This is a genomic window from Duganella vulcania (genome assembly GCF_009857655.1).
Classification (GTDB): Bacteria; Pseudomonadota; Gammaproteobacteria; order Burkholderiales; family Burkholderiaceae_D; genus Rugamonas; species Rugamonas vulcania.
Window position 1 is genome coordinate 48,753 of the sequence record NZ_WWCX01000001.1, and the last position, 13,130, is coordinate 61,882.

The window sequence follows — 13,130 nt, forward strand, 5'->3', positions numbered from 1 at the left end:
CGTGCCTTGTTTCGAAGGGATTTTTCCGCTAGGCTCGGCGCATGAAAACACCTGCTATACCGCAGCCAGCGATTCGGGTTCGCCCACGCATCTATATCGGCACTGACATCTCCGTCGGCCCAGGAAAGATCGATCTTTTACGGCGGATTGATGAGACGCGCTCAATCGCTGCCGCAGCACGATCGCTGGAAATTCCCTATAAGAGAGCCTGGATGCTGCTCGATGCGCTCAACCAGGCCTTTGGCCGCCCGCTGGTTCAGACCTCCAGTGGCGGCAAAGGCGGAGGTGGCGCCACCCTCACGCCGCTTGGCCAGCAGCTGGTCATATGTTATGCCGCACTTGAAGAGCGGCTCAATGCTGATTCAACGGCCGAGCTTGAGGCCCTACGTAGTTTAGCCACCTGCCCATAGTGACTATGTCGACTGGACGATAAAATTTGATGACATGGATGCTTTATACTTCGTTATGTCATTTTTGACCTAACGAATTATATGGCTGCGGACCAAGCGATTTTTCTAAACTGGCCGCAGCCAAATACCGAGAGACCGCCCATGAAACTGCTCACTTCCCTCCTGGTTGCCTGCGCATTCGCGCTTCCCGTCGCCGCGCACGCGGAAAAGATTACCGTTGCCGCAGCAGCTGATCTGAAGTTCGCGATGGACGAGATTGTCACCGAATTCAAAAAGACTAACCCAGGCGAGGACGTCAGCGTGGTCTACGGTTCGTCCGGTAACTTCAACACCCAGATCCAGCAAGGCGCCCCATACGACCTGTTCTTCTCCGCTGACATCGGCTTCCCGCGTGAGTTGGCCAAGACCGGGGCGGCCGCCTCGGCAGTGAAACCATACGCGGTTGGCCGGATCGTCCTGTGGAGCGCGACCATGGATGCCAGCAAAATGACGCTGGCCAGCCTCACTGACCCAAAAATCGCCCGTATCGCGATCGCCAATCCGAAGCATGCGCCGTACGGCAAACGCGCCGAGGAGGCGCTGCGCGCTGCCGGCCTGTGGGACAAGGTCGAGCCGAAGCTGGTCTATGGCGAGAACATCGCGCAAACGGCGCAGTACGCCCAGACCGGCAATGTCCAGGTCGGCATCATCGCGCTGTCGCTGGCGTTGAACGCCGAACTCGCGAGCAAAGGCGGCTATGTGCTGATCCCGGACAATTTGCACGAGCCGCTGGAGCAAGGCTACGTGATTACCAAGCGGGCCGCCGGCAATGCGCTGGCCAAGAAGTTCGCGGACTACATGGAAAGCAAGCCAGCGCGCGCGCTGATGACGCGCTACGGTTTCGTGCTACCGACCGACCCGACCGGAAAGTAAGGGCGAGCAGACCATGAGCGAAACTACCGCTACACGCAGCACCAAAGGTTTTACGGCCGGCACTCTGATTGGCATCCTGGGCGGACTGGTTGGGCTGGGAGGCGCGGAATTTCGCCTGCCAGTGCTGATCGGCGTATTCAAACTGCCCACGCTGGAGGCCATCATCTTCAACAAGGCGATGAGCCTGGTGGTGGTCATGGCGGCGCTGGTCTTCCGCGTCAAAACCATCCCGGTCGATGTCCTGGCCACCCACCTCGATGTGGTGATCAACCTGCTGGCCGGTAGCCTGATCGGCGCCTGGTGGGCAGCTGGCCACGCCATGACTATGTCGCGTAAATGGCTCAATCGGGTGATTCTGGTGCTGCTGGCTGGCTTGTCGCTGGTGATGTTGTCGGAAGCCTGGTTCAACATGCACCAGAACACCACGCCGCTGTTTGAGTCTGGCATCGTGCGTATGGTCGCAGGCGTCATTGCAGGCTTCGGTATTGGCGTCGTCGCCGCACTGCTGGGCGTCGCTGGCGGCGAACTGCTCATCCCAACCATCGTCCTGCTCTTTGGTCAGGACATCAAAGTGGCTGGCAGCCTGTCCCTGATGGTCAGCCTGCCAACGATGATCGTTGGCTTCCTGCGTTATACCGGCGCCGATGCCTTTGCGGTGCTGCGCCGTGAAAAGCCGATGTTCCTGTCGATGGCCGGCGGCTCGGTCGTCGGCGCCGCCCTTGGCGGCCTGATGCTGGGTCTGGTTCCGACGCAGATTCTGATGACCTTGCTGGGCGTGATTTTGCTCATTTCGGCCATCAAGACCTTCCAGCACTCACACTGACCATGCAACTGCTCGACGCCGACTGGGAAGCGCTCTGGCTGACGGCCCGCCTGGCCGCTCTGGTGACGTTCGTCCTGCTGCTGGTTGGCACGCCCATCGCTTGGTGGCTGGCGCGCTCAAGCAGCTTGTGGCGCGGCCCTGTGAGAGCGATTGTCGCGCTACCGCTGGTTCTCCCGCCGTCGGTTCTGGGCTTCTATTTGCTGCTGGCGATGGGGCCAGCTGGCCCCATTGGTCAACTCACCGAGGCGCTGGGCGTCGGACCGCTGCCATTCACCTTCGGCGGCCTGGTTGTCGCCTCGGTCTTCTATTCGTTGCCTTTCATGGTGCAGCCGCTGCAGGCGTCGTTTGAGTCCATCGGCGACCGGCCACTGGAAGTGGCGGCGACCTTGCGCGCCTCTCCCATCGATGCGTTTTTCAGCGTGGCCGTCCCACTGGCACTGCCGGGCTTCCTGACGGCCGGCATCCTGACTTTTGCGCACACCGTCGGCGAATTCGGCGTCGTACTGCTCATCGGCGGCAATCTGCCTGGCGTGACGCGCGTGGCGTCGGTACAGGTGTATGACCATGTCCAGGCGCTGGAATATGCCGCCGCGCACCACATGGCAATCGTGTTGCTCATTTTTTCGTTCCTGGTGCTGCTGGCGACCTACGCCTGGCGGCCCGTCGTCACGAGGCGATAGACCATGAGCGATATCCAAGCCCGATTCCAACACGGCTGGCCAGGTTTTACCCTTGATGTCGACTTGACGATGCCCGGTCGCGGTGTGACCGCCTTGTTCGGCAGTTCCGGTTCCGGCAAGACCACGCTTCTGCGCTGTATCGCCGGCCTGGAACGAGCACCGAGCGGGCAGCTCTTCGTAGACGGCGAAGTCTGGCAGGACGACACCACATGGCTTCCCACACATCGGCGAGCCCTGGGCTACGTGTTCCAGGAAGCAAGTCTGTTTCCTCACTTGACCGTGATGGGCAATCTCCAATACGGCATTAAACGCACAGCTATAGGTTCGGCAGTCGCGCTTGAGCAGGCAATCGAACTGTTGGGGATTGGACACCTCTTGGAGCGACGGCCGGATGGACTATCCGGCGGTGAGCGCAGCCGGGTTGCCATCGCGCGGGCACTTGCTCTTAACCCTCGTGTGCTGCTGATGGACGAGCCGTTGGCGGCGCTGGATCTGAAACGCAAGCAAGAAATCCTACCGTATCTCAAGCGCTTGCACACGGATCTGGACATTCCGATCCTGTATGTCAGCCACTCGCCTGATGAGGTGGCGCAGCTCGCAGACTATCTTGTTGCGCTTGATGACGGCCGGGCTGTGGCGCATGGCCGGGTGGACGAAGTATTGTCGCGAATTGACCTGCCGATCCGCCTGGGTGAGGATGTGGGCGTGGTGATAGACGGGGTACTCGCCGCCGTCGATATCAGCTGGCACCTGGCAAGAGTGGATTTCGAGGGCGGTCATTTATGGACGCGCGACCTGGGCACGCAGGTCGGGCGCGCCCTTCGAATGCGCGTGCTTGCGCGAGACGTCAGCATCGCCATCAGCAAACCAGAAAGCAGCAGCATCCAAAACGTGCTGCCATGCCGAATTGATGCCATCGCGGACGATGATCACCCTGGTTTAGCGCTCGTTCGTGTTAACGTAGGTGGGACTGTCTTCATCTGCCGCATGACGAAGCGAGCGCTCGACGCGATGAACATCGTTGTCGGCCTCAATGCTTGGGTACAGATCAAGTTGGCTGCGATTTTGGAGTAAAGGTCGCCGAGCAAACAATGGGGCGCCGACATCAGATCCGCCATGCGGAGCCCCATAGTCCTAGGACAACCTCTATTGTTTTCCGCTATCCAAGCCTAGCGTGCGCCCTGGGAATCCGGCTACATCAAAGTACCGCGTATCTTCGACTTGCTGGTATTTTAGGACAGTGCGCAGTCCATTGGCAGCTGGTGCCGACTGCTTCATCTGCGACTTGACCTTCGGCATTTGACCACCGGGCATCGCCTCTGTCACCACTCGACCCAGCAACTTGCCAGGACCGGCTACTTCCAGCTTAAGGATCGCAGCAATGGTACGGCCGACATCAGCATTGCTGATCGGCGCCGTGTCGACAAACTGCTGCTTGAAGTCTGGACCAAAAGCGGCGGTGAAATTAAAGGTGTCGCCACGACTGAAACTGCCGTGCATACCTTGACCTTGCTGCAAACCGGAGTCGGCGACTTCAACTGAGCACGTCGTCGGTTGTGCACATCCACTGCTAAAGGATTTAAAGTTGACTACAATCGATGGTGCTGGCGTAACAGCTGAGCCATACAGATTGATGTCCGCAGTACTCAACGTGCCAGCAAACTTTCCGAGACGGGGATCGACGAATAATCCACTGACATAGTCCTGCGACAACAATGCTTTAATGATGTCGCGTACAAACTTGCGTTGCTTTGCTGATTTTTCCTGCGGCAAATAGATAAGGTCCGAACCGCCGTTACCGGCTACGATGATCTGGGGGCTGTTGGGGGATGCCCCTAACACTCCATTGGATGCCTTGGGATGGGTGTTAATTGCGACCGCCGCGTTTTGCTGATCTGGATCCCATAACGGAAGGTTAAGCAGTATTGACAAGTCCTTGGCCAGGAAGCCTGGCGGTAAGAACGTTGCAGGCACATCGGCGTATTTTTCTTTGGCCGATGGGCTGGTGGTGCTTTGCTTGGAAATAGTCGAGAAACCATGGTCGGCCGAGATGATGATGTCGGTGTTCTGATCCAGACCCAACTCTTTCAATGCTGCCCGAATTTGGGCCAAGTTGCTATCGACATTGCGGATCGCGGCCATGGTCGTTGGACCATTGATGCCGGGCGTGATCTGGTTCAAGCTGTCGCCCTGATTGTGCTGACTGCCATCGGGATCCCGCGACCAAAAAACGGCTACGAACGGTTTGTCGTCCTGCTTGAATTTGGCAAGAACAACCTTGCTAAATAGATCCGCGAACCATTGTTGCTGCACGAGATTGGGGCTCAAGGTACCCTGCGTGGTAGCACTGCCAGACTTGCCGTTCTCGCCCCGGCTTGGCGCGACGTCAGACATACCGGCAGCAGCCAGTCCATCTTTTACCCATTGCGCCAGCGGAATGCCCTTTGGCCCGCCGGTGGCATCGTCCACAGTGACGGTCTCTTGCCCACTACGCTCTGTATGATCGAATATCAGCACAGGACCAAGTTTGCCGACTGCCGCCGTGTTGTAGCCGGCTTTGCGCGCCAGTTTTAAGATCGTGTCTGAGTTCAGATAGTCGCCGGCGAAATGCTCGTCCATCTCGCCTAAAACCGCATCGTTTTCCAAAAATGGCGTGATCGATTGTCCCGCACTCGCTACAGAGTAAGCCGCATAGATCGTGTTGCTGAAGTCGCCCGTATCCCCCAAATAATGCCCAGTTGAAAACCCTGATGCGTTCGCCGTCGTAAAGGTTGGGAAAAGCGAATGGCTATTGTTGAATGTTACACCGCTGTCTCGCAATTGCGCCATGGCCGGCGCCGTATCAGGGCGAACAATTTGGGACCGCAAACCGTCAGGGACGAAAAGAATGACGTTGTGCGGTTTCTCCGCGCTATGCGCTAGCGTGCAAAAGGTCGCAGCGGCGACCAGGCTAATCAGCCGGGCGTTTCGTGATGTCATTGGAACTCCGATTAGTGGCCGCAGCCAAGTAACGGTCTGCGACAGAATAGTAGAGATAGCGCGCAATATGCTTGAATGAAATGCAAAAATCAAGCAGAAAACACCTGAAACGCCACGGGAGTACTCTTGACAAAATAGCTGGTGATCAGACATTGGCCCGTCACAATTCCGGACTAGAATTTCAGCTTTTTTTCTCATTTGTATTGGCTGACCAAGGAGCGCAACCGTCATAAATTAAGTTGACGGTTGACGGACATTTTTGCGCGCGTCGAAGCGCAAGTAACTGAAGCGTGGCTGTGCTTAGTGAAAGTGGCCGACGGCTGTGATGTGAATATTCAGGTGGAGCAGATCCAGGCGGCCATTTTCTATCCCTCTAGGGCGCCTACGGTTTTTCGGCATTTGGGGCAGGAATCGGCTTAGCGTACGATATTTTCCGAATTCTGCGTCCTCCCCTCCATGTCAAATTGAATAGTACAAAAGCAAGTTTATAATCGTTTTTTGGAAAACTAGCCGTTTTCTAATCGTTTTTGAGTCCGAATAATTGTTTTTGAGTGGATTTCCGCTATGAGCTACGATGAACATGATGCAGTGACGGATGAGTTTTACGAGCAGATCAGGCAGCAGGTCATAGAGGAATTCACGGTCGAAAGACTTCAATCTTTCTACCATAAACAGCCCGACGTCATGCGCCCTGCGGTCAATACCATCAAGGAGGCGAAGGCGCTCTTGGCGGCACAACGATTTGCGCCGGCGTTGGTATTTTCGGCTTCCGCATTTGAGCTATTACTCAAGTCCACGCTTCTTCGGCCGGTCGTGTATGGACTGGTGCACAATGATGCCTTGGCCGAGATCCTGGTTAATAAAGTGCTAGGACGGCAGACAGACATTGACCGCTTTAAGGACTTGCTTGCGGGATTATTCAAAACCTTGGCACACGTCGATCTTGACAGCATTTGTCGCCCGGGGAGCGCCCAGCCTTTGATGAAAGAAGCAAAGGCCTTCCAGACGAAGAGAGACAGAATTCTTCATGCCGGCGCTGTGTGCACCTCAGAAGAAGCGGAAAGTGCTTATGCAATTGCACTCGCGATCTACGAACAGATCGTCACGCCAATGATCGGAGCCTTGCATCTGAGTATTGGGGATAGCGGGACTATCGGGCTAGCAGTATTTACCAATCGACGCACCTGAGATCGCGAAGAATCAAGTGCCGGCGGGTGCACGTGACTGTCCAATTAAGGTGGCACGTCCTGTTTAAAGCTGAGATCGACAAATTCGCGGAGTTGCGTCAGGTCGGTCTTTGCATAGGCGGCCGTGGTCTGGATCGAGGCATGTCCAAGGAGGGACTGAGCGACCGGTAGTGGGACACGATGGTCAACCACTAGCGCCTTTGCGTAGGCATGGCGCAACCAGTGCGGAGACGCCGCCTCTAACAACGCTGTGCGGCCTGGGTCGGTAGCCTTCAGCCTTTCGGCGATCGACTTAAATATCAGTTTGATTTCGTCGTAGAGCCCGCCGGCCTGTAGGGCACCGCCCTTGAACCCGTGAATAAGCGGTAGCACTTCATAGGAGCTCGGGTCGGGGTTCAGTCCGCGCGCCAGCCGATAAGAGCGGATCGGTGCGACCGCTGACAATGGCAACGGGACGGCGCGTATTTTATCCCCCTTGCCATGAACATAGAGCGTCCATCCCCCACTGCCATCGACTTCGACTCTCGGCAGGTTTCGCAGAGCATCCCAAGCCAGCTCGGCCAGGCGCACGCCAGAATAGCGGTAGGCCGTCCAGATCGCTCGGCGGCGCAGCACCGCGATGTCTTGCGCTTGATTGGTATCGACCATCCATTGATCACAGGCGGCCAGGATGGTCGGCGGCAAAAAGCGGCTGGGTGAAAACGTATTGCGTGAAGCGTTCGTGGCGACCAGGCCCGACGCGGGATTGGCGACTAGATAGCCGGTGTCAAACCAGTATTGATAGACGCTCGCCATCACCGCCAGTGCGCGTGCCTGGGTGCTATCACTTGTGCGCTGGATCTTTTGTTCTCCGCTCGCTCCAGTCGTCACACGAGGCAAGGCAAGCATCTCACGATAGGCCAAGAGGTCGTTGCGGGGAAGATCCGACAAGGGGCCGGTCCCACGGTCGCGTGCCCAGTTAATAAGCCTTCGCAGGTCGGCCGCATACGCTCGCAACGTATGCGGTGAGCGGCTCGCCCGCTCGCGCAAGAACAAGATCAGCGCCTGCGCATCGTTCGTCGCGTCAATTGTGTTCGAGGCGGCGTCCTTGTTTACAAAGCGTCCGGGTCTGGCCAGCCAGGTGAGCAACACGTCGGTGCGACGTGACTCGATCAACGACAGCCACCGACTTGCCTCGTCCACCTGGTTATCTACTGTCGGCGTCAAGGCGCCAATCTTGAAGCGCCGCCGATGCGTGTGCAGTAAGCCAGCGAGAACGGTTTGGGGTTGCGGTGCATCTGCGGCCAAGGCAGTATGCAGCCGGCCGTGAGCCCACCATTGGATTACCTCGTCATGATCGAGGAGCAGCTGGAAAATCTTTGGCTTACTTTTTTTGGCGTCTGCCAGTGATGGGAATATCTGTTTTAGACGCGCGATTGTCCAGCGCTCGTAGCAGTCATGTCCCAAGGCGTGGGTCAGGTACGTCAGGGCGTCTTCGATCCTCTCCGGCAGCAAAGCGGCAGGAGTGACACCATGATCCAGCCAGCGTTCCATGGCTATTTCGCCGGTTTGCGGCGTGGTGCCGCACGCTTGGACGTTGCTGCCGGCGCCGAGGGCGCGCGCTGCTTCGGTGCCGGCGCCTTCGCCAGGGTTGCCCGGATCAGTTCATCGAGCTGCATACGCTGGCTCGAATTGATCGCCTTCAGGGTGTTCGCTTCGCTAACGGCCGTCAGGCACTTGCCACGCTCGCTGGCAGCTTCGGCCTGTGCATGGGCGAGCCCGTCTTCGAGCGCAGCAATCCGTCGCTCCGCGAACTTCAGCTGGGAAGATATGCGCTCCTGATCCTGCTTAATCGATTGCCGTTGGTGGGCCGTCTCCTGCAGCAACTGCTTGGATAGTCCCTCATAGCGTTCCTGCGCGGAGGCCAGCTCCCTGGCGTGTGCTTGCGCTGTCGTATCACTCTGCTGTCTTAGTGCATGCAATTCGCTTTGCACCCCGTCATAGATCCCTTGCAGTGCCGCTAGCTGTGCGTGGCCAGTGCTCAGCTCCGCCCGGGTTTGCGCCAGCTCCGCGTCTCGGCCAGCCAGCTGCGCGCGTAGGGCCGCAAGCTCCTCGCGCAGCATCTCATTGCGTAGCTGCGCATCCTTGACCGAGGCATCGGCTTCATCAATCGATTGCTGGGCCTGGGCCTTGAGTCTTAAGACGTCATCCAGCTGGGCGGAGACGGCTGACTGCCACAGCCCGCGCATCTGGACGGCGATATCGGTGGGGATATCCGGTATCGCGGCGTTGGCCAAGCCGGAGATCACGATTTCCGACTCGATTTCGTTAAGCGCGCGACCAACGGTGGCCGGATTGCCGCCACCAAGGCGGTCCATAAGCTTTCGTACCGAAACGATACGCCGGAAGCGCTCGCTGGTAGCAGGTGCCACGTCATGGGCTTCGGCCAGCATGGCGAGCACGGTGGAACGGATTTTGTCAGGGGTGGCAATAGGTGGACGTGGCATGAAAAGCTCCGAAAAGGTCGGTTATCGGAGTAAGCTTACACGGTAAAATAACGTTATGTAAGGTTAAACTGGTATTATTAAAAAATACAATCAAAGATAACATATATTATCAATTCTAAGCAGGCCGGCGGCGGTTTTCCCAACTGGGCACGCATTGTGTGAGCGGCCAGGCCCAACAACCTGAAAAGGAGCGCTGATGTTCAAGTTTCAGAAGCTGTCGAACTACGGCAGCGCCACGCCGGCGGTGGCGCGCACGCTGCTCCAGGCCAGCCCCATCATCGATATGTTCAAATGTTCGGATGAGCAGAAGGACGCGCTGAAAGAGAAGTTCTTTGACCTGCAGCGCCACCTGCTCAAGTGCGTCGAATGCCGAGATAGCTTGGCAGCCGAGATCGAATCTGAGCGGGCCAACTACGTCATGCCGCCAAACCCTGATGTACGCGCCCGTGGCGCGTTCTCGTTGCCGGGCGTAGGTGATCTGCAGTCGAAGGGTGACACCTTCCTGCAGTCCGCAAAGCTGGCCATCGCGGCGACGGGCGACATGGTCGAGCCTTTCTACGGCAAGGCCTTTGGCCACAAGTTTCATCAGCTGGAGAAATGGGCGAAGGAAAACTTTGATCCTGCTGACACCTTTGTGACGTCGGTGACGCGCGCCATCCCCTTCGTCAAGCGCATCGTTCAGATGCGCAATGCGGTTGATCACCCCAAGCCCGGCCCGGGTGAGCGGATGGCCTACGCGAACTTCGACATCGCTGATGCGGACGGCAAAATGATTTTGGTCGATCCCAGCTGGGCGCTAACCGGCGAGGTGGCGCGGCCCATGCTGCAGGATTTCGACCAGGTCAGGGTTTTCGGCGCTGCCCAACGCTGATCTCACCGAGATCTTCAACTTCACTTTTTTGTGGAGTCTGTTCGAGGCCCGGGTCATGGGCAACTTCGCGAGCGCCGACATGATCCGCACGAAGGTCGATGCTTGGCGCGATGCCGGAGAGCTCGATGCGGACCAGTACGGCGTGGAGCTGGCCTATTTCCGGCAGCGCTATTTCGCCAACGGCGCTTTCACTCACCACTTCACACATCTACATCTGCGGCCAGCCGACCAACCTGTGATTGTCCAGTCGGTTATCGAGGGTGGCAACAGTGACCCTCGCGACTGCTTGCTCACGGTGCTCATGATAGTTTGGCGGTTCCGCAATAACCTTTTTCATGGCGCGAAATGGAATTACCAGCTCCAAGATCAGCTGACGAACTTCACCCACGCCAACGCCATTCTGATGAGGCTTCTTGAAAAGCATGGCCACTTGGATTCGTAGAACAGGATTCATTGCAAATCGCGTGTCAGATTTCGGCACAAATCAAAAAGCCTCTCTGATAAATTTATTTAGTTTTTGTATTGTGAAATCTAACGCAAGCAGGTGATGTTAGCATTCGATCGCATTGTCCAGGAGTCAAGCGTGCTCGTGATTGCCCCTCGGTAATTTGACTAAGAGAAATTGCGAAAAATGCAGGGAAAAAGCAATTTTGTTGGGGTAATCAGGAAGTCATTGATTTTATGCGGAAAATCAGACTAACCTTTGAAGTAGAGCTTATTCCAGCAGGGTATCGATAGCGTAGCGAATCACACCAAAATCAAAAGAACCCCATCCAGCAAGTGCAAGCCGAACTGCGGCAGGCACAGCAGACGATCGCCGTGAAACAGGACGAGACGACCCGACTGAACCAGGAAGGGGCGAAGCTGGTGGCAGAGCTGTCTCACACGAAACAGGGCCTGTATGAGCAACTGACGCAAAACCGTAAGCTGGAGCAGAAAATCGACACATTACAATCGCTGCACATGCACGCCGCCGATACCGAGCGCCAATTGACCAGCAAAATTGCCGAGGCCGAGCTGCTCGCCGAGCGGCTTAGCGACGCCAACAGCCAGATCGCGCCGGCGAAGGCGCAGGTCCGCGAGTTGGAGCTTTTGCTGGCCCAGGCGACCACGAAAGTGCAGGCACAGGAGCAAATCGGCGAGCAGCTGCGGGCCTACCTCGACAAGATCGCAACCACTCCAGCGACCGCAGGGCCAGACCGCTGAGCATCCTCCTGCGCCCAATGTCAGAACGACAATTTTATAATCGTTTTTTGAGCAAATGACCGTTTTGTAATCGTTTTTGAGTCAAAATAATTGTTTTTGCGTATTCGTGTCGATCAGTAGCCGTTCACTCAGCGACTGGCTGGCCGCAGCATCCACGCTCCAGTTGGATCGGCGGACATTTCACCGTGCCGTATGAACAGAAGACGCAACAGTCGCCAGCCCTCGGCCGCAACACGACGGCACAGCCCGTACATTCATAATAGAACTGGCACGCATCGGTAGGCATGACTTCCTGCTTGCTTAGTCCGCAGTGCGGGCAGGTCAGGGTCGATGTGAGAATTGCATCGGCCATGGCTTTACTTTCCGATCGTGGACGGGAAACCCGCATCGGCGGTCGCCTTGGTCAGCAGCGCGATATTGGCCTTGTCCGCATCCAAATGCACGGTTGCGGTCTTGTGCTCGAAATCGATCCTCACGTCGCTCACGCCTGGAACCTGCTCCAGCGCTTTTTTAACGGTGATCGGACATGCCGGACAAGTCATGTTCTGGACATTGAGCGTAACGGTTTTCGGCGAGCTGGCGAAAGCCGATCCAGCCAGTAGCAACGATAAAATGAAGGTGGGGATGCGCATGGAATATCCTTTCAATAAAACAGCGGGGCGTACAAGGGAAATGCCAGCAGCAGTATCACTGGCAACGTAACAAGCCAGAACAGAATGCGCTGGTTCCTGATGACTCTATCTGCAGCGCACGCGTCACCTGGCGCGCAGGCACGTCGACGCACGTAGAGATTGTAGAAGGCCAGGCCGAGAAGCAGCAGCGTCAGGCCGGTGAAATAAGGACTGTACGGCTCAAATGCGATAAGGCGCGATGCCCAACCGCCACCGACGCCAAGTAGCAGCAGGATGAGCGGGCCAGCGCAGCATGCGGATGCGCCAAGCGCCGCCAGCACCCCAGCGGCCAGCGTACCTTTCGTTCCGATCGTCATGGCGACTCCAATTGGTTTTACACGAGAATAGGATAAACTCCGTACATAGATACGGAGTCAAGTGCATGATCGAGAAAATGACCATCGGCCGCTTGGCCAACGCCGCCGGTGTGAACGTGGAAACAGTCCGGTTCTACCAGCGTAGCGGACTGATCGACGAGCCGACGCGGCCACACGAGGGCTACCGGACCTATGGGGAAGAGTGCATCCGTCGAATTCGATTCATCAAGCGCGCGCAGCTACTTGGCTTCACTCTCGACGAAATTACGAACCTGCTCAAACTTGAAGGCTCTCTGACCTGTACGAGCACGCGCGACCTGGCAGCCAAGAAGCTTGCCATGGTGGAGTCCAAACTGGGGTTCTAAGCCGGAACCGCCGAAAATTCCGTCAGCCGATCAACGTGGCTTGTCCCGCGCCCGGTCGATGGGGTAGACCCAACAGTCGTGTCACTAGCCGCCATTTCGATCACGGCAATGCCAGCCGGACGTCACGTCCAGATTGTTCCGGTCTGGATGAGGCCGACTGACGTCTCGGATGACGGGTGGCATACAACTGCTGTGAGTCCTGCAGGGGGGCAGCTGCCTGACC

At 57.2% G+C, this 13,130-nt stretch carries 16 protein-coding genes; 10 read left to right on the forward strand and 6 right to left on the reverse strand.

Annotated features, from left to right (window positions below; all coding sequences use genetic code 11):
* The first annotated feature begins 41 nt into the window (after nucleotides 1-41).
* The 5 genes from GTP90_RS00195 (at nucleotide 42) to modC (ending at nucleotide 3,899) form a co-directional block, all read left to right on the forward strand.
* Nucleotides 42-410, forward strand: a complete 369-nt coding sequence (locus GTP90_RS00195; protein WP_161081557.1) for a winged helix-turn-helix domain-containing protein — start codon at nucleotides 42-44, stop codon at nucleotides 408-410.
* A gap of 141 nt (nucleotides 411-551) precedes the next feature.
* Nucleotides 552-1,322, forward strand: coding sequence for a molybdate ABC transporter substrate-binding protein (modA, locus tag GTP90_RS00200; protein WP_161081558.1), 771 nt, complete (start codon nucleotides 552-554; stop codon nucleotides 1,320-1,322).
* A 13-nt stretch (nucleotides 1,323-1,335) separates the two neighbouring features.
* On the forward strand, nucleotides 1,336-2,145 hold the full coding sequence (locus tag GTP90_RS00205) for a sulfite exporter TauE/SafE family protein (RefSeq protein WP_161081559.1): 810 nt from the start codon (nucleotides 1,336-1,338) through the stop codon (nucleotides 2,143-2,145).
* A 2-nt stretch (nucleotides 2,146-2,147) separates the two neighbouring features.
* On the forward strand, nucleotides 2,148-2,825 hold the full coding sequence (gene modB / locus GTP90_RS00210; RefSeq protein WP_161081560.1) for a molybdate ABC transporter permease subunit: 678 nt from the start codon (nucleotides 2,148-2,150) through the stop codon (nucleotides 2,823-2,825).
* A 3-nt stretch (nucleotides 2,826-2,828) separates the two neighbouring features.
* Nucleotides 2,829-3,899 (forward strand): molybdenum ABC transporter ATP-binding protein, encoded by a 1,071-nt coding sequence (gene modC, locus GTP90_RS00215; protein WP_161081561.1) that lies wholly within the window; start codon nucleotides 2,829-2,831, stop codon nucleotides 3,897-3,899.
* Between the two features lie 72 nt (nucleotides 3,900-3,971).
* Here modC and GTP90_RS00220 read toward each other — a convergent pair whose 3' ends face one another.
* The gene (locus GTP90_RS00220; protein WP_161081562.1) at nucleotides 3,972-5,804 is read right to left on the reverse strand and encodes an alkaline phosphatase family protein; all 1,833 of its coding nucleotides are present in this window, start codon (nucleotides 5,802-5,804) and stop codon (nucleotides 3,972-3,974) included.
* 564 nt (nucleotides 5,805-6,368) lie between these two features.
* Between GTP90_RS00220 and GTP90_RS00225 the strand changes: the two genes are divergently transcribed.
* Nucleotides 6,369-6,992, forward strand: a complete 624-nt coding sequence (locus tag GTP90_RS00225; RefSeq protein ID WP_161081563.1) for a hypothetical protein — start codon at nucleotides 6,369-6,371, stop codon at nucleotides 6,990-6,992.
* Between the two features lie 44 nt (nucleotides 6,993-7,036).
* Here GTP90_RS00225 and GTP90_RS00230 read toward each other — a convergent pair whose 3' ends face one another.
* Nucleotides 7,037-8,524, reverse strand: a complete 1,488-nt coding sequence (locus GTP90_RS00230; RefSeq protein ID WP_161081564.1) for a tyrosine-type recombinase/integrase — start codon at nucleotides 8,522-8,524, stop codon at nucleotides 7,037-7,039.
* A 2-nt stretch (nucleotides 8,525-8,526) separates the two neighbouring features.
* Nucleotides 8,527-9,477, reverse strand: a complete 951-nt coding sequence (locus GTP90_RS00235; RefSeq protein ID WP_161081565.1) for a DNA-binding protein — start codon at nucleotides 9,475-9,477, stop codon at nucleotides 8,527-8,529.
* 196 nt (nucleotides 9,478-9,673) lie between these two features.
* Between GTP90_RS00235 and GTP90_RS00240 the strand changes: the two genes are divergently transcribed.
* The 3 genes from GTP90_RS00240 to GTP90_RS00250 all read left to right on the forward strand — a co-directional run bounded on the left by GTP90_RS00240 (nucleotide 9,674) and on the right by GTP90_RS00250 (nucleotide 11,554).
* A complete protein-coding gene (locus tag GTP90_RS00240; protein ID WP_161081566.1) occupies nucleotides 9,674-10,348 on the forward strand; it encodes a hypothetical protein in 675 nt (224 codons plus the stop codon).
* A gap of 55 nt (nucleotides 10,349-10,403) precedes the next feature.
* Entirely contained in the window at nucleotides 10,404-10,790 is a 387-nt protein-coding gene (locus tag GTP90_RS00245) for a hypothetical protein (protein ID WP_217431917.1), read from the forward strand.
* 338 nt (nucleotides 10,791-11,128) lie between these two features.
* Nucleotides 11,129-11,554, forward strand: coding sequence for a hypothetical protein (locus GTP90_RS00250; RefSeq protein ID WP_161081567.1), 426 nt, complete (start codon nucleotides 11,129-11,131; stop codon nucleotides 11,552-11,554).
* A gap of 124 nt (nucleotides 11,555-11,678) precedes the next feature.
* On the opposite strand, the gene GTP90_RS36730 is transcribed toward GTP90_RS00250, so the two are convergent.
* Genes GTP90_RS36730 through GTP90_RS00260 form a run of 3 tightly spaced genes read right to left on the reverse strand, consistent with a single transcriptional unit; the run spans nucleotide 11,679 to nucleotide 12,542 of the window.
* A complete protein-coding gene (locus GTP90_RS36730; RefSeq protein WP_254451675.1) occupies nucleotides 11,679-11,906 on the reverse strand; it encodes a GDCCVxC domain-containing (seleno)protein in 228 nt (75 codons plus the stop codon).
* Nucleotides 11,907-11,910: 4 nt separating this feature from the next.
* On the reverse strand, nucleotides 11,911-12,186 hold the full coding sequence (gene merP / locus GTP90_RS00255; protein ID WP_161081568.1) for a mercury resistance system periplasmic binding protein MerP: 276 nt from the start codon (nucleotides 12,184-12,186) through the stop codon (nucleotides 11,911-11,913).
* Nucleotides 12,187-12,197: 11 nt separating this feature from the next.
* Complete coding sequence (locus GTP90_RS00260) at nucleotides 12,198-12,542, reverse strand: mercuric transporter MerT family protein (protein ID WP_161081569.1); 345 nt, start codon at nucleotides 12,540-12,542, stop codon at nucleotides 12,198-12,200.
* A gap of 65 nt (nucleotides 12,543-12,607) precedes the next feature.
* Between GTP90_RS00260 and GTP90_RS00265 the strand changes: the two genes are divergently transcribed.
* Nucleotides 12,608-12,907: a MerR family transcriptional regulator gene (locus GTP90_RS00265; protein WP_161081570.1), complete on the forward strand. Its 300-nt coding sequence runs from the start codon at nucleotides 12,608-12,610 to the stop codon at nucleotides 12,905-12,907.
* Nucleotides 12,908-13,130 lie beyond the last annotated feature (223 nt).

What these genes read in the sequence shown, in the direction of transcription:
- GTP90_RS00195 (WP_161081557.1), top strand. Translation starts at nt 42, where the DNA reads ATGAAAACACCTGCTATACCGCAGCCAGCGATTCGGGTTCGCCCACGC.
- modA (WP_161081558.1), top strand. Translation starts at nt 552, where the DNA reads ATGAAACTGCTCACTTCCCTCCTGGTTGCCTGCGCATTCGCGCTTCCC.
- GTP90_RS00205 (WP_161081559.1), top strand. Translation starts at nt 1,336, where the DNA reads ATGAGCGAAACTACCGCTACACGCAGCACCAAAGGTTTTACGGCCGGC.
- modB (WP_161081560.1), top strand. Translation starts at nt 2,148, where the DNA reads ATGCAACTGCTCGACGCCGACTGGGAAGCGCTCTGGCTGACGGCCCGC.
- modC (WP_161081561.1), top strand. Translation starts at nt 2,829, where the DNA reads ATGAGCGATATCCAAGCCCGATTCCAACACGGCTGGCCAGGTTTTACC.
- GTP90_RS00220 (WP_161081562.1), bottom strand. Translation starts at nt 5,804, where the DNA reads ATGACATCACGAAACGCCCGGCTGATTAGCCTGGTCGCCGCTGCGACC.
- GTP90_RS00225 (WP_161081563.1), top strand. Translation starts at nt 6,369, where the DNA reads ATGAGCTACGATGAACATGATGCAGTGACGGATGAGTTTTACGAGCAG.
- GTP90_RS00230 (WP_161081564.1), bottom strand. Translation starts at nt 8,524, where the DNA reads ATGGAACGCTGGCTGGATCATGGTGTCACTCCTGCCGCTTTGCTGCCG.
- GTP90_RS00235 (WP_161081565.1), bottom strand. Translation starts at nt 9,477, where the DNA reads ATGCCACGTCCACCTATTGCCACCCCTGACAAAATCCGTTCCACCGTG.
- GTP90_RS00240 (WP_161081566.1), top strand. Translation starts at nt 9,674, where the DNA reads ATGTTCAAGTTTCAGAAGCTGTCGAACTACGGCAGCGCCACGCCGGCG.
- GTP90_RS00245 (WP_217431917.1), top strand. Translation starts at nt 10,404, where the DNA reads ATGGGCAACTTCGCGAGCGCCGACATGATCCGCACGAAGGTCGATGCT.
- GTP90_RS36730 (WP_254451675.1), bottom strand. Translation starts at nt 11,906, where the DNA reads ATGGCCGATGCAATTCTCACATCGACCCTGACCTGCCCGCACTGCGGA.
- merP (WP_161081568.1), bottom strand. Translation starts at nt 12,186, where the DNA reads ATGCGCATCCCCACCTTCATTTTATCGTTGCTACTGGCTGGATCGGCT.
- GTP90_RS00260 (WP_161081569.1), bottom strand. Translation starts at nt 12,542, where the DNA reads ATGACGATCGGAACGAAAGGTACGCTGGCCGCTGGGGTGCTGGCGGCG.
- GTP90_RS00265 (WP_161081570.1), top strand. Translation starts at nt 12,608, where the DNA reads ATGATCGAGAAAATGACCATCGGCCGCTTGGCCAACGCCGCCGGTGTG.